Annotated in this window: 12 protein-coding genes; 4 read left to right on the forward strand and 8 right to left on the reverse strand. The window is 67.3% G+C overall.

What is annotated here, in order from left to right; translation table 11 throughout:
• Window positions 1-39: 39 nt before the first annotated feature.
• Both RMO40_RS24260 and RMO40_RS24265 read right to left on the reverse strand, forming a co-directional pair.
• Window positions 40-804 (reverse strand): endonuclease/exonuclease/phosphatase family protein, encoded by a 765-nt coding sequence (locus RMO40_RS24260; protein WP_309726317.1) that lies wholly within the window; start codon window positions 802-804, stop codon window positions 40-42.
• Window positions 805-1,138: 334 nt separating this feature from the next.
• Window positions 1,139-1,261, reverse strand: coding sequence for a hypothetical protein (locus tag RMO40_RS24265; protein ID WP_309726319.1), 123 nt, complete (start codon window positions 1,259-1,261; stop codon window positions 1,139-1,141).
• 83 nt (window positions 1,262-1,344) lie between these two features.
• Here RMO40_RS24265 and RMO40_RS24270 point away from each other — a divergent pair, with 83 nt between their 5' ends.
• Window positions 1,345-2,871: a M66 family metalloprotease gene (locus tag RMO40_RS24270; RefSeq protein WP_309726320.1), complete on the forward strand. Its 1,527-nt coding sequence runs from the start codon at window positions 1,345-1,347 to the stop codon at window positions 2,869-2,871.
• A gap of 29 nt (window positions 2,872-2,900) precedes the next feature.
• Here RMO40_RS24270 and RMO40_RS24275 read toward each other — a convergent pair whose 3' ends face one another.
• Genes RMO40_RS24275 through RMO40_RS24290 form a run of 4 tightly spaced genes read right to left on the reverse strand, consistent with a single transcriptional unit; the run spans window position 2,901 to window position 8,064 of the window.
• Window positions 2,901-4,292, reverse strand: a complete 1,392-nt coding sequence (locus tag RMO40_RS24275; protein ID WP_309726322.1) for a trehalose-6-phosphate synthase — start codon at window positions 4,290-4,292, stop codon at window positions 2,901-2,903.
• Entirely contained in the window at window positions 4,289-6,112 is a 1,824-nt protein-coding gene (locus tag RMO40_RS24280) for a glycoside hydrolase family 15 protein (protein WP_309726324.1), read from the reverse strand. Before RMO40_RS24280 ends, RMO40_RS24275 begins: the two co-directional genes overlap by 4 nt.
• On the reverse strand, window positions 6,109-6,852 hold the full coding sequence (otsB, locus tag RMO40_RS24285) for a trehalose-phosphatase (RefSeq protein WP_309726326.1): 744 nt from the start codon (window positions 6,850-6,852) through the stop codon (window positions 6,109-6,111). The genes RMO40_RS24280 and otsB overlap by 4 nt, the downstream gene beginning before the upstream one ends.
• A 51-nt stretch (window positions 6,853-6,903) precedes the next feature.
• Window positions 6,904-8,064 (reverse strand): MFS transporter, encoded by a 1,161-nt coding sequence (locus RMO40_RS24290; RefSeq protein ID WP_309726328.1) that lies wholly within the window; start codon window positions 8,062-8,064, stop codon window positions 6,904-6,906.
• 262 nt (window positions 8,065-8,326) lie between these two features.
• Here RMO40_RS24290 and RMO40_RS24295 point away from each other — a divergent pair, with 262 nt between their 5' ends.
• Window positions 8,327-8,788: a hypothetical protein gene (locus tag RMO40_RS24295; RefSeq protein ID WP_309726330.1), complete on the forward strand. Its 462-nt coding sequence runs from the start codon at window positions 8,327-8,329 to the stop codon at window positions 8,786-8,788.
• Window positions 8,789-8,803: 15 nt separating this feature from the next.
• Entirely contained in the window at window positions 8,804-9,085 is a 282-nt protein-coding gene (locus RMO40_RS24300; protein WP_309726331.1) for a hypothetical protein, read from the forward strand.
• A gap of 58 nt (window positions 9,086-9,143) precedes the next feature.
• On the opposite strand, the gene RMO40_RS24305 is transcribed toward RMO40_RS24300, so the two are convergent.
• Complete coding sequence (locus RMO40_RS24305) at window positions 9,144-11,918, reverse strand: protein kinase domain-containing protein (RefSeq protein ID WP_309726333.1); 2,775 nt, start codon at window positions 11,916-11,918, stop codon at window positions 9,144-9,146.
• Between the two features lie 4 nt (window positions 11,919-11,922).
• Complete coding sequence (locus RMO40_RS24310; protein WP_309726336.1) at window positions 11,923-12,465, reverse strand: ECF-type sigma factor; 543 nt, start codon at window positions 12,463-12,465, stop codon at window positions 11,923-11,925.
• A gap of 121 nt (window positions 12,466-12,586) precedes the next feature.
• Between RMO40_RS24310 and RMO40_RS24315 the strand changes: the two genes are divergently transcribed.
• The coding region (locus tag RMO40_RS24315; protein ID WP_309726338.1) for a hypothetical protein at window positions 12,587-13,577 on the forward strand (991 nt) is incomplete at its 3' end.

A 13,577-nucleotide genomic window follows, 5' to 3' on the forward strand; every position in this document is an offset into this window, starting at 1 on the left:
GGCGTACGCGGTTGCCGCCGGTCCAGCGCGATTTCGCGCTCACAGCGTGATCTCCGCGGCCAGCGGGGCGTGGTCGGACAGGTGCGACCACGGCCGGCGCGGCAGCACCAGGGGCTTGTGCACGCCAGCGTTGCGCACATAGATGCGGTCGAGCTGCAACATCGGAAAGTGCGCCGGAAAGGTCTTGGCCGCGCGCCCGTTGGCATGCACGAACACCTCGCGCAGGCCGGCGCAGCGTTTGAGCACGCTGTGGGCACGCACGCGCCAGTCGTTGAAGTCACCTGCGATCAGCAGCGGCGCATCGGCTGGCACGTCGCGCTCGATGATCTTGAGCATCAACTCGAGCTGCTTGCGCCGGTGCGACTCGCGCAGCCCCAGGTGCACGCAGATGGCGTGCAGCCGCTGCGTTCGACCGGGGATGTGCAACACGCAGTGCAACAGGCCGCGCTTTTCGGGCCCGCTGATCGACACATCATGGTTCTCGTAGCGCTCGATCGGAAACTTGGACAACACCGCATTGCCGTGGTGCCCGCTCGGGTAGACCGCGTTGCGGCCGTAGGCAAAGTCGCTCCAGATGCTGTCGGCCAGAAATTCGTAGTGCGGCGCCTCGGGCCAGTTGACATGGCGCGAGGGGTGCAGGGCATGGGTGCCGAGCACCTCTTGCAGGAACACGATGTCAGCGCCGACTCCGCGCACGGCTTCGCGCAACTCGTGCAGGATGAACTTGCGATTGAGGAACGAGAAGCCTTTGTGCGTGTTCACGGTCAGTACGCGAAAAGACGATGTGGTGGGTCGTGACGTCATGAAAAGGGATGGGTGTTCACCGGGCGTGCCCGAGTGTCATTGGCTCCTGCGGTTGTAAACAATGCCTCTCGCCGGGGCTGTAGGAAGAAGGCGCGACGCCTTGTCGGCGCGGGGTTCTTACAGTCTGTAGCGTGCCGTCGCTGCGCTTGCCCCAACATGCACGCACGCGACCCGAAAACCCGGCGAGAAAATATATCCATGACAAGCGTCCTGCACCCCCCTACACCGCAAGCAGCCGGCCGAGCGCGTCGCCTGCGCACGCTGGCTGCGCTGAGCGCACTGGTGACGTTGACGGCTTGTGGCGGCAACGACGAGCCAGACACCAGCACCCCGATCAGCCGGTCGCCCGCTCCTGCCCCGGTGCCAGCGCCTGCCCCGGTGCCAGCGCCATCGCCTGCACCAGCGCCTGCCCCCGCACCGGCGCCAGCGCCAGCACCAACACCCGCACCTGCACCATCACCCGCCTCCGCCGCTCGCATTGCGGGCATCGAGCTCGCGCAGTCCTTGGTGGTCCCGAGCGGTGACAGTGCCCTCGTGCTCGTGGCCAACAAGGCCGTGCTGGTGCGGGTGAATGCCATCACCACCAACGCACAAGAGGCCAAGCCCGCCGGTGTGCTGCGGGTGGAAACCGCCAGCGGGCAACTGGTTCAGCAACTCGCGCTCACACCGCCCACGGGCAGCCTGCCCTCGGCCGTGCCTGCCGCGCCGACAAGCACCAATGCCTACAGCGCCGTGGTGCCCGCCAACCTGGTGCGCACGGGCCTGCGTCTCACGGCCAGCCTGGCCAATGGCCAGCCTCCCACCACCCTCAACCCGCGTGTGGGAGGCGGTGTCGCATTGAGGCTGGTCGCGGTGCCGATCCAGATCGCGGGCACCACCGGCCAGGTGGTCAGTGGCCCTGCCAGCTACATGCTGGCGCGTGCGCCGGTGGCCAGTGTCACGCTGCAGGTGCACGCACCCTATGTGCCGCGCGGCGTGACGGCGCTGCCCACGACCGAGGGCGAATGGGAAACCGCGTTCAGCAGGGTGCTGTCGGAGCTGTCTAACCTGCACTTGCTGGAGCAGGCCTCCGACGAGTCGTACTACTACGGCTTCATGCCCAAGCGCACCTATGGGCAGTCGGGGCTGGGTTATCGGCCAGGCCACGCCGCCGTCGGCTTCGACATGCCGAGCAACCCGGCGGCCGTTCGCGAAACGCTCGCCCACGAGCTGGGGCACAACTTCAGCCTGCCGCATGCGCCTTGTGGCGGGCCGGCGGACGCCGACCCCGCTTACCCCTATGCCAACGCCCAGCTGGGTGAGCCCGGCCGCTACATTTGGGGCTACAACGCCGAGACCTCGGCGTTTGTCGACCCCCGCAGAACGAACCTCCACGACATGATGAGTTACTGCGCCGGAGACACCTTCTCCGACTACAACTACCGCAAGATCCAGGTCCACCTGACGCCGGCCGACCGCTCGGTGCAGGTGGCGTCGGCCTCGGGGGCTGCGTCCTTGGCGAGCGGGCCTCAGGAGCTGTTGCTGGTCAGCGGCCAGATCGCAGCGGGCAAGGCCGAGTTCATGCCGGTCAAATCGCTGTTCGGCGAACCGCGCCTGCCGCAGCGTGGGCCGTACAACTTGCGCATCGTCACCGCGGCTGGTGTGGTCGAGTACCCGTTCGCCACCCGCGAGCTCGACCACATCGCCTCCGCCCAACACTTCGGCTTCACCATCCCGCACCCGGGCTCGATCTACAGCATGTCGATCGTCAAGGACGGCCAAACGCTGACACAAAGCCAGGCCCGGAGCGCGACTGCTGCATCGGCCACCACGCAGACCGAGCGGGCGGCCAGCGCCGGCATGCAGTTGCAAGTGAGCGAGCAGGGCGGCGTGTTGCGACTGAACTGGGACCACGCCAGGTACCCCTACCTGACCGTCACCCACCTGGGCGCGCAGCGCTCGACGCTGGCGCAAGACCTGCAAGGTGGCAACGCCTCGCTGCCGGTGGCTTCACTGCCTGCCGGTGGCAGCTACGAGTTCAGCCTGTCCGATGGGCTGAACACGGTGCGGGTGTCGCGCAACCGCTGACGCACAGCTCCCAACGAGCTGCTTCGGCATCAGTCGACGTCGACGCTGTTCAGCGTCGTCAGGAACTCCTGGCGCCACCAGTGCACGTCGTGTTTGCGGATGGTCGCCAGCAGGCGCGTGTGCCGCATCACTCGCTCTTCGAGCGGCATGCGCAGCGCACGCTGGATGGTGTCGGCCGTGCCCTGGATGTCGTAGGGGTTGACCAGCAAGGCGTCGCGCAGCTGCTCGGCCGCGCCGGCAAAACGTGACAGCACCAGCACACCCGGGTCGGCGGGGTCTTGCGCCACCACGAACTCCTTGGCGACCAGGTTCATGCCGTCACGCAAGGGCGTGATGAGCGCCACCCGGCCGGCGCGGCACAGGCCGGGAAGCCGTTTGCGCGCCATCGTGCGGTGGATGTAGCGCACCGGCATCCAGTCGAGCTCGCCGTAGTCGCCGTTGATCTCGCCGCACAGGCTCTCCAGCTCATGGCGGATGTCGATGTAGGCGTCGACGTCTTCGCGCGAGGGTGAGGCAATCTGGATCAGCGTGGCGCTGTCGCGGTTCTCGGGGTACTTCTGCAGCAGCTCCTTGAAGGCGCGAAGGCGGTGCGGCAGGCCCTTGGAGTAGTCGAGCCGGTCGATGCCGATGAGCAGGCGGCGCTTGGCGTATTCCTCGACCAGCATCGCGTGGTTGTCGGTGGATTCTTTCCCGCGCCCAAGCTCGATGAATTCGTCGACGTCGATGCCGATCGGGAAGGCGCGAGCCACCACCGTGTGCTTGAAGGCGCGGTAGCGCCCGCCGGGCAGCGCTTCGGCACCCGCCTCGGCGAGCACGTAGCGCTCGAAGTGGATCACGTCGGTCTCGCTCTGGAAGCCGATCAGGTCGTACGAGAACAGCGAGCGGATGAACCACTCGTGGCCCGGAATGGCCGCCAGGATCTGCTGCGGTGGCAGCGGGATGTGCAGAAAGAAGCCGATGCGGTGCTTGCTGCCCAGAGCCCGCAACTCGGCGGCCAGCGGGATCAGGTGGTAGTCGTGCACCCACACCACGTCGTCGTCTTTCAGCTGATCCATCAGCTTGCGCGCAAACATGCGGTTCACCCGCCGGTAGGTGGCCAGGCTTTCGGGGCTGAACACCGCCAGGTCGAGCCGGTAGTGAAACACCGGCCACAACACGCGGTTGGAATAGCCGAGGTAATAACCGTCGTGGTCTTCGCGGCAGAGGTCGACGGTCACGAGTTTCACGTCCCCAGCGCGGTGTTCGTTGACCGCCCCTTCGCCGGGTGTGCCGCCGTCGGCGGCTTCGACGATCTTGCCGCTCCAGCCGAACCACAGCCCGCCGGTGCGGTGCAGCGTTTCACCCAGGGCTACCGCCAGGCCGCCCGCAGCGGGTTTGCGGGGGTCGGCCAGTCGGTTGGAGACCACGACGAGGCGGCTCATATGACCGAATCCCAAGGGGCCGACAAGCGCACCGCGCCGTTGATCAGCCCGACCATCGAGTAGGTTTGCGGGTAGTTGCCCCACATCTCGCCGGTGACGGGGTGGGTGTCTTCGGACAGCAGGCCGACGTGGTTGCGCACCGCCAGCATGGCCTCGAAGATCTCGCGCGCCTGCTGCTTGCGCCCGATGCGCGCTAGCGCGTCGATGCGCCAGAAAGTGCAGATGTTGAACGCGGTCTCGGGCTTGCCAAAATCGTCGGGCGCTTCGTAGCGGCGCATGTAGGGGCCGTCGCAGAGCGACTTCTCCAGCGCATCGACCGTGCTGATGAAGCGCGGGTCGGTCGGCTCGATGAAACCCACCTCCACCATCAGCAGCACGCTCGCGTCGAGCTCGCGGCCGCCGAAACTTTCGGCAAACGCCTGGCGTGTGTCGCTCCACGATTCGCGCAGGATGCGCTCGCGGATGGTGTCGGCATGGCCTCGCCAGTAGGCGTGTCGCTCGCTCAAGCCCAGCGGGCCGGCGATCTTGGCCAGGCGGTCGCAGGCGGCCCAGCTCATCAGCGCCGACGAGGTGTGGATGCGCGCGCGGGTGCGCAGCTCCCACATGCCGGCGTCGGGCCGGTCGTACAGCAGCAAGGCCTGCTCGCCCACCGCCTCGAGCGCATGAAACTCCACCAGGCCGGCACGGCGCAGCAGGCGGTGGTCGTGGAACGCTTGCGCGGCACCGAGCACGATGTTGCCGTACACGTCGTGCTGGAAATGTTCGTAAGCCTGGTTGCCCACACGCACCGGGCCGCTGCCACGGTAGCCGCCCAGGTGGTCGAGCGTGGTTTCGGTGAGACGCTCCTCCAGGCCGATGCCGTAGAGCGGCTGCACGTGGCCGTCGCGCGAGCGCTGCACCACGTTGCTGAGCCAGCGCAGGTATTCCTCCATCGTGGCCACTTCCGACAGGCTGTTGAGCGCCCGCACCACGAAAAAGGCGTCGCGCAACCAGCAGTAGCGGTAGTCCCAGTTGCGCCCGCTGCCCATGGCTTCGGGGATGCTCGTGGTCATGGCGGCCACGATCGCGCCGGTGTCTTCGAACAGGCTCATCTTCAGCGTGATGGCCGCGCGGATCACGGCGTCTTGCCATTCCAGCGGCAGCGAAAGCGCGCGGCTCCAGTTGCGCCAGTAGTCGGCGGTCTGCTGCTCGAACAGGCTCACGGTTTCGGCCACACCGCCGGCCAGTGTCTCGTCGGGGCCGAGTATGAAATGGATCGGCCGGTCGGCCACGAACGCGGTTTCGCTCAGCAGGTAGCTGAGCGGCACATCGCTCGTCAGGCGCAGCGTCTGCTGGCTGCCGCTGAAGCGCACATGGTGGCTGCCCTGCGTCACCACCGGCGCCTCGCGGCCCCAGTCGAAGCGCGGGCGCAGGCGCACGGTGATGCGCGGTGCACCCACCAGCGGCTGCACCCGCCGCATCAGCGTGAGCGGGCGGAACATGCGGTCGCGGTTGAAGAAGCGCGGCGCGAAATCGGTCACCTCGACGGCGTGGCCGCGGGTGTCGTAGAGCCGGGTGCGCAAGATGGCGGTGTTGGGCTCGTAGGACTGCTCGCTGTGCGAGAACGAATCGATCTCGATGCTCCATGCGCCGGCTTGTTCGCTCGGGTCGATGAGCGCGTTGAAGACCGGGTCGCCGTCAAAGCGCGGCAGGCAGCACCACACGATGCGCGCGCGGGTGTCGACCATCGCGCTGTAGGCGCAGTTGCCGATCACACCCAGGTTGAGTGACTGGGCCGGCGTGGTGGCCGGTGGCGCGCTTGAGTCGGTGGGTGCGGTCATGAGGACTCCAGGGGCTGGGCGGCGCAGGCTTGCAGCCAGGCATGCAGGCGGGTGGGGGTGTCGAGCCGGTGCCGCGCCTGCGTGGGCCCGGGGCCCACCTTGATGCCGATGCCGCCGGCGGCCTGCACCACCGCAAAGCCGCTTTCGTCGGTGATGTCGTCGCCGGCGAACAGCGGGCGGCGGCCGGTGAACGGGGGCTCGGCCATGAAGGCTTCGATCGCGCGGCCCTTGCTGGCTTCGGCCGGCTTCATCTCGATGACCATCTTGCCGTGCATCAGCACCATGCCGGGCAAGCGCTGCAGGGCCGCTTGCATCGCCTGTCGCGCCAGCCCCTCGCAGTCGGGAGCCAGGCGGTAGTGCAAGGCCACGGCACCCGGCTTCGGTTCGACCAGAAGCCCGGTGTGCAAGGCCGCGAGCGCTTGAAGCCCTATCACCACCTGCTGCAGGTCGGCCTCGGGCAGGCGTGTCACGGCGCCGCTGGCGCTGCGGCGCTCGGCGCCGTGCAGGCCCGCTGTGGGCAAGCGCAGTGGGGCCAGGAAAGCGTCGAGCTGGGCGATGGGCCGGCCGGTGACCACGGCCAGCGCGCCGCCCAGGCGGGTGTGCAGCGTGGCCAGCAGTTGCACCATGCCGGCCGGCAGGGCCACCGCGTCGGGGCGGGGTGCGATCTCCGCCAGCGTGCCGTCGAAGTCGACGAACAAGGCGCTGTTTTCACTCAGTCGTGTGGATTCGTTCCCCCGCATGAAGGCACGGTATCAAGAAACCACGGTGCCGGCCTGTAGGCCGACCTGCCATCAGGGTGTAGGTATCGACGCCTTGCCTGCCCGGCCGGGCGAGGTCATCCACAAGGTGAACAGGCCCAGCGCGGCCAGCGGCACGCCGAGCCACGACAAGCGGGCCATGCCCAGCGGCACGGAGAACGCGCCGCCGGCCAGCGCGCCGAGCGCGGTGCCGAAATAGAGCATCGAGGTGTTGAGCGAAAACAGCAGCGGCGCTTGAGCCGGCGCCAGTGCCGCCAGGCGTGACTGCTGCGGCGTCATCATGCCGAAGCCGGCGATGCCCCAGATGACGAAGGCGGTGACCATCCATGCGTAGTGCCCTTGTGTCAGTGGCACCAGCAGCATCATCGAGCCGAGTACGGCCATCTGCACGGTCAGCGTGCGCCGTGTACCGAAACGGTCGTTGGCCCAGCCGCCGATCAGGGTGCCCGCCACACCGGCCAGCCCGAAGATCACCAGCGTGACCGACATGCGCTCGTGCGACATCGGCGACAGGCTTTGCAGCACCGGCCCGATGTAGGAGAACACGGTGAAGATCGCCATGAAGTAGAGCAGGGTGAGCGACAGCGTCCACCACACCGCGCTTTGCCGCAGCAGCGCAGGCAGGCCGGCGAAGCTCGCGCTGGGGGCGGCCAGATCCTTGGGCAGCACCCCAATGAGAGCCACCACGCCCAGCAGCGACATGCAGGCGACGAGTACAAACGGCCACTGCCAACCAAAGCGGAAGGCGAGCCACGCGCCCAGCGGCACGCCGATCACGTAGCTCATGCTCATGCCGAGGAACACCAGCGACAGCGCACGCCCGCGCTTCGCCGGCTCGACCACGGCCACCGCGATGCCGGCGGCCAGCGGCGTGAACACCGCGCCCATGCCCATCAGCGCGCGGCCTGCGAACAACCAACCGAGGTTCGTGGCCATCGCGCACAGCGCATTGCCCAGCGCAAACACCACCAGCCCGAAGCACAGCGCGCGTCGCCGAGGCCAGCGGCCGGTGAGCACCAGTGCGAGGGGCGCAAGCAACGCGGTGGCGAGCGCATAGACCGTCATCGCCTGCCCGGTCGAGGCCACGCTGCTGCCGAGCGCGTCACTCAAGGGCTGCAGGATGCCGCTGAGCACGAAGGCACCGGTGCCGATGACGAGGTTGCACAGGGCGAGGAGGTAGAGCAGACGGGGCATGGGGCGCGACGCTAGCAGAAAGACTGTGAACCTGCTGTCCTTCCTGCGGCGGGGGATGTGTGACCCGTTGGGGGCTGCGACGCGTCTTTCCCGGCAGGCGCCGACCGGCGGGTTGTGTTCGACCAGGCACCCCACGAGCCGTGTGGCCCCCTAGATCGAAGGCACTTCGGGTGATCCTGCTGGCGCCTGGGTTCCGTTCTATTGAGCAGAGCGTGGCAATGGGCTGCGCTCGCAACGCAGCTCACATGAATCGGAGAACCACATGCCTACCCTCAGCACCCCCGCGCTCACCCTGGGCGCCACCGACAACAACAAGCGCGACGTCACCGTCGCGGGCACGCTCACCTTCGATGCCGGCGACGTCGGCAAGTCGTACCGGCTGGAGATCAAGCTCTATGGCGAAGACAAGAGCGGCGACGCGCTGCCCTCGGGCGACGCCGTGGGCGACGACCTGCTCTACACCTACAAGTTCGCCGGGCCGCTGATCCAACTGCCCTTCAAGACCATCACGGTCGCGGCGGCCGGCAGCATCAACTTTTCGGAGAAACGCGCCATCAACACCGGCACGCTCGACGAAGACCCGGGCACGGTGATCGTAGGCTGGGCCGATATCAACACGCCCATCCTGATGCCGCGCAAGGACGAGGTCTATGCGATGGTGACGCTCTCAGGCTCGCCGGTGACGAAGAAGTCGGCGACGGTGGTGTCGGGCATCGGGGTCTGACCACGAGTGTGGCGCGTGCCCGTCTTGTCTTATTTGGCAGCGGGCGCGCTGATGACGGCCGAGGCTGTCGCACTCGGAGAAATTGAGGTCGGCTTCTTGGGGCCGATCGACGCTCCACCGGGTGTAGGGTGTGGCTTCTGCGGAACCGACGCCTCCGGCCCCGGCTTGACCGGCCGCATCTTGAGCGTGGTGCCCTTCTGCATGACGCTGGCCGAAGCGGCGGTTGAGGGCTGGGCGGCGCTCTGGCTGGCGGCCGTGCCGTGGGCTGCGACCAAGGCCAACGCCATGGCGAGGTGAATGCACTGCGATCGAAGGGAGCTGCTGGACATGATGACCTTTCTTCAGGGTTGCGGATTCAGTACGCGAGCAAGGGCATGACCGACGCCACCGCAAGCGGGGCCTGCGGCGAGGCGCTCATCATCCTCCTGGATAAGACGGAAAGCGATGGCCGGTCGGATCGTGAGGCCAGCAACTTGCCATACGCATCAAGTGCATCTCGTGCTGCCTGGTGCGTGTCGGGCCCCGGGCCTTTGCGCCAGCGGGCGTAGCTCGCGAACGCGTGCAGCTTGAGGCGGTCAGGGTGGCCCGGGGGCAGCAGCCGGTCAGCGATCTGGTTGGCCTGCTCATAGTGTTCTGCCGCGGCGACGGAGCCCTGCTGCGCGTCCAGCGCCAGCGCCAGCAGCAGGGCGGTCGGCCACTGTTCGGCATGGGGTGTGTTGTTGAAGATTGCAAGCTGCGCGGCCTGTGTCTGGCGCAGCAGTGCGATCGCTTGATCTGTCAGGCCTCGGCGCAACAGGCATTCCGCGACCAGCGCGCGTGCGCGTTCGGCGTCCCGGCGCAGCGTGGGGCCGCCTGCGTCGAAAAACGCCAGGCTCTCGCGCAGCAGCGGTTCGGCGCGGGTGACATCGCCTTGCCGCAATGCATGGCGCGCCAGGATGACTTGGACAATGTGCAGCACCTCGACCTCGCCCGACTCGCGCGCCTTGGCGAGCGCCTGATTGAGCACACGCTGGCTTTCGTCGAAGGCGCCGTCGTGGAACAGTGCGCGCGATCGCCAGGTCTGCGCATAGAGCGTGTTGGTGTCTGTCGTGCCAAGCAAGCGGGTAAGGTCGTCCACCACCTCGCGCAGCATCACCTGCGCGACCTGGTAACGCCCCATTTCCACATCGATGGTGGCTGCGCTGAAGCGGGCCATGGCCGAATCGAGCGGCTTGCCCGCCGACGTGGCCTGTACTACGGCCGCAAACATCTGGCGCGCCTCGTCCCAGCGCCCTTGTTGGCGCGCCAAAGTGGCCAGCGAATCCATGGCCTTGGCGTAGGCGTAGTCCTTGGCTCCGAGTTGCGTTCTGGCCTGGGTGGCAGCCTGCTCCAGCAGGCGACCGGCTTCGTCGAGCCGGCCTTCGTCGAGGGCCATTTCGCCCAGGTGAATCCGCCCGTTCACGAGCCAGCTGCGCGTGGCGGGGTTGTCCTGCGCCGAAGCCAGGGCCACCACCTCTTCGAACAGCGCCCGCGCCGCTGCGCTCTGGCCGAGACGGCGCCTGGCGTTGCCGAGTTCGAAGGCCACTTCGAGGTACTCGGGTGAATGTGTCCTGCCACTGGCGGCCATCTGCCTGTGGCTCACGCCCAATGCGTCGGCTGCGTTGGTCATGTCGCCCGAGTAGGCCAGCATGATGCCGATGGTGCGTGCGGTTTCGGCTTGCAGCGCAGCGTCATTGCCCAGATTGGCCTTGGCGTGTTGCCAGCCGAGGCGCAGCGTCTCTGCAGCCGGGATCGTGGCCTTGTCCGACTCGTAAGGGTTCAGGCCGCGCAGCAAACCCGTCATCACTTGCACGACGGAGCGTGTGCGCCGCGCCTCTAGGGTGGCTACGCGCCACTGCCAGGTGGCCGCACCCATGCCCACCAGCAGCGCGAACATCACAGTGGCCAGCGCCAGCACCTGCACCCGGTTGCGCTGGGCAAACTTGCGCGCGCGGTAGCCGAAGGTGTCGGGTTGCGCACTCACCGGCTGGTGGTCCAGGTGGCGTTGCAGGTCTTCGCGCAGCTCCTGCACCGTGGCGTAACGCTCGACGGGTGACTTCTTCAGGGCCTTGGCGACGATGGTTTCAAGATCGCCGCGCAGGGCCTGCGTGAGCGCGGCGAGCTGGGTGCTGCGCGAGGGCGCGGCATCTGGCGATTCGCACGCTGCGGCGGTGAGGCTGCGCGGTGGCTCCTCGACGATGGCGCGTGCCATCGCGGCCATGCCGCGCGAGGTGCTGGCATACGGCCGCGCCCCGCTCAGCAGGCCGAACAGCACCACGCCGAGGGCATACACATCGGTCGCCGTGGTGATGGGCTGGCCTTCGATCTGCTCGGGCGCGGCGTACTCCGGTGTGAGGCCGGCCGCGCCGGCGCGGGTGAGCTCGGTCTGCTCATGGCCTTCATCGTCATCGACCAGCAACTTGGCCACACCGAAGTCGAGCAGCTTCACGTGGCCGTCGTCACTCACCAATATGTTGGCGGGCTTCAGGTCGCGGTGCACCACCAGGTGGGTGTGGGCGTAGGAAACGGCTTCGCACACCTGCATGAACAGGCGCAGCCGCTCGGTGATGGTGAGCTTGCGTGCATCGCACCAGTGGTCGATGCGCTCGCCCGCCACGTATTCGAGCACCAGGTAGCGCGTGCTGTCAGGCATCAGGCCGGCGTCGAGCAGCTGCGCAATGTGCGGGTGCGACAGGCGCGCCAGAAACTCACCTTCGCGTGCAAATCGGGCCTGTGCTTGTGCGCTCCGGCCGGCCGCGTGCAACAGCTTCACGGCCGAACGCCCGCTGTAGAGGCCATCGCTGCGCGTGGCCAGCCACACCTCGCCCATGCCGCCGTGGCCGATGGGCTCGCGCAGCTCCCACGCGCCCAGGCGCCGGCCGGCGTGCTGTGCTTCGCTTGCAACGGGGGTGGCGTCGTCGCCGAGAAAATCTCGCGCTTCGGCCGCCTGGTCGGCGTTGATCATCGCCAGCAGGCGCGGGTAGAGGTTGGGTTGTTCGGCCTGCACACGCTGCAGCGCGGCCTCGCGTTGCGCCGGCTCGGCAGCGGCCCAGTGGTCGAACAGCGCCAGCACCTCGCGCCATGCTGCCGTCGATGGCGCAGGCGCGGTCATGGCCTCAGGCGCTCAGGTAGTCGAACAGGAAAGCGCGCGCACGCCGCCAGTCGCGCTTGAGCGTGGGCACCGAGAGCTCCATCACCTCGGCGATCTCTTCCATCGTCATGCCGCCGAAGTAGCGCATCTCCACCAGCTTGTGGCCCCGTTCGTCGATGCGGCCGAGGGCTTGCAGCGCTTCGTCGACGCTCAAGGCGTCGGGCTGGCCGGGCAGCTGGTCGAAGGCGGCGGTGCTGAGCGTCACGTCGGCCACGCCGCCGCCGCGCTTTTGCGCCGCGCGCTCGCGCACGTGGTCGACGATCACGCTGCGCATCACCGCGCTCGCATAACCGAAAAACTGTTTGCGGCTGCTGGTGGTCAAGCCGCCGTCGCAGCGCATCCAGGCCTCGTGAACGATGGCGCTGGGGTCGAGCGTGATCGGCCCCGCCTTGGCCAGGTGCGCGCGGGCCAGGCGCTTCAGGTCGCTGTAGAGCAGGGTGTACAGGCGGTCTTTCGCGTCGCTGTCGCCAGCTCGCACTTGTTCCAGCAACACCGTGATCTCGCTCATGCGGGCGATTCTATGCAGCGCGTGTGTCGAATCTAGGGGGGTCTGTTCCTGCGCGGGCTTGCGTCTGTACATGCAGGAGCCGATCGGGCTCTGCTGTGTTCATTGACTCAAGGAGATCCGCATGAACATCCAAGGAAAACTTCACCGCATCACCAACGTGAGCGCCTTTGTGGCCAGCTATGTCAAGACCGGCGGTAAACCGACCACCGGCTATTCGCCCTGGGGCAAGGCACGTGTGCACCTGGGCACTGATTTCCCTGGCGGTGAATTCGCCGGGGGTTTCATACCCCCCATGTCGCTGAAGGTCGACACCAACACCCAGGGAGTCTTCAAGTTCACCGTGCCTGCGGGGCTGGCCCAGGCGCGCGCGCGGGTGGTGGCCTACAACATCGGCTCCACCCCCAACCCCTTCCCCGGGCTGCCACCGCTTCCGGTGCTCGACCCGATCTACCGATCGCAGGCCTTCAAGTTCAGCGACGTGTCTTCGGCCGAACAGGCGCAGGTGCAAAACATCTACGTCTTCCCAGCCAAGACGCCCACCGAGGCCGGTGTGTCGCAAGAGGAGCTGAACGAGGAGATCGGCGCCTTGAAGAAGGCGCAGAAGCTAGACAAGCTGCGCGCCACCATCGGCTCACACCACATCAGCGTGGTGGCCGAGAAGAGCGGTGGCGACCTCACCTTCAAGGCCCACGTGCGCGGCTCGACCTCGCACGACCTGGAGCGCGTGATCGAGGTCAAAGCGGGCGAGATCGACATCGACCTGCCGGGCCCCGACTTCATCGTCGGCCTGTGCGTCGACGAAGACGAGATCGAGTCCAACATCCGCAAGGGTTTGTCAAAGATGTCGGCCAAGGTGAGCAAGACGCTGCTCAACGAGCTGGACAAGCAGTTCCCCGGCATCGCCTCGCAAGCCACGGTGTCGGTGTGGCGCACGCGCCATGTGCACACCGGCAACAAGATCATCAAGTACTCGGTCCACTTCTACGCGGCCTCACACCAACAGCCCTACCTCGACGCCTTGAGCCGATGCGTCGGCAAGCTGCCGCTGTTCGTCACCGAGTTCGGCACACAGACTTTCTCGGGCGACGGCGCCAACGATTTCGTCAGCGGCC

Source organism: Rhizobacter sp. (assembly GCF_031412075.1).
In the GTDB taxonomy this organism is placed as follows: Bacteria; Pseudomonadota; Gammaproteobacteria; order Burkholderiales; family Burkholderiaceae_C; genus Rhizobacter.

Bases quoted from the DNA above. Each gene is read 5' to 3' on its own strand.
- RMO40_RS24260 (WP_309726317.1), bottom strand. From the start codon at position 804: ATGACGTCACGACCCACCACATCGTCTTTTCGCGTACTGACCGTGAAC.
- RMO40_RS24265 (WP_309726319.1), bottom strand. From the start codon at position 1,261: ATGGTGCAGGTGCGGGTGTTGGTGCTGGCGCTGGCGCCGGTGCGGGGG.
- RMO40_RS24275 (WP_309726322.1), bottom strand. From the start codon at position 4,292: ATGAGCCGCCTCGTCGTGGTCTCCAACCGACTGGCCGACCCCCGCAAA.
- RMO40_RS24280 (WP_309726324.1), bottom strand. From the start codon at position 6,112: ATGACCGCACCCACCGACTCAAGCGCGCCACCGGCCACCACGCCGGCC.
- otsB (WP_309726326.1), bottom strand. From the start codon at position 6,852: ATGCGGGGGAACGAATCCACACGACTGAGTGAAAACAGCGCCTTGTTC.
- RMO40_RS24290 (WP_309726328.1), bottom strand. From the start codon at position 8,064: ATGCCCCGTCTGCTCTACCTCCTCGCCCTGTGCAACCTCGTCATCGGC.
- RMO40_RS24295 (WP_309726330.1), top strand. From the start codon at position 8,327: ATGCCTACCCTCAGCACCCCCGCGCTCACCCTGGGCGCCACCGACAAC.
- RMO40_RS24305 (WP_309726333.1), bottom strand. From the start codon at position 11,918: ATGACCGCGCCTGCGCCATCGACGGCAGCATGGCGCGAGGTGCTGGCG.
- RMO40_RS24310 (WP_309726336.1), bottom strand. From the start codon at position 12,465: ATGAGCGAGATCACGGTGTTGCTGGAACAAGTGCGAGCTGGCGACAGC.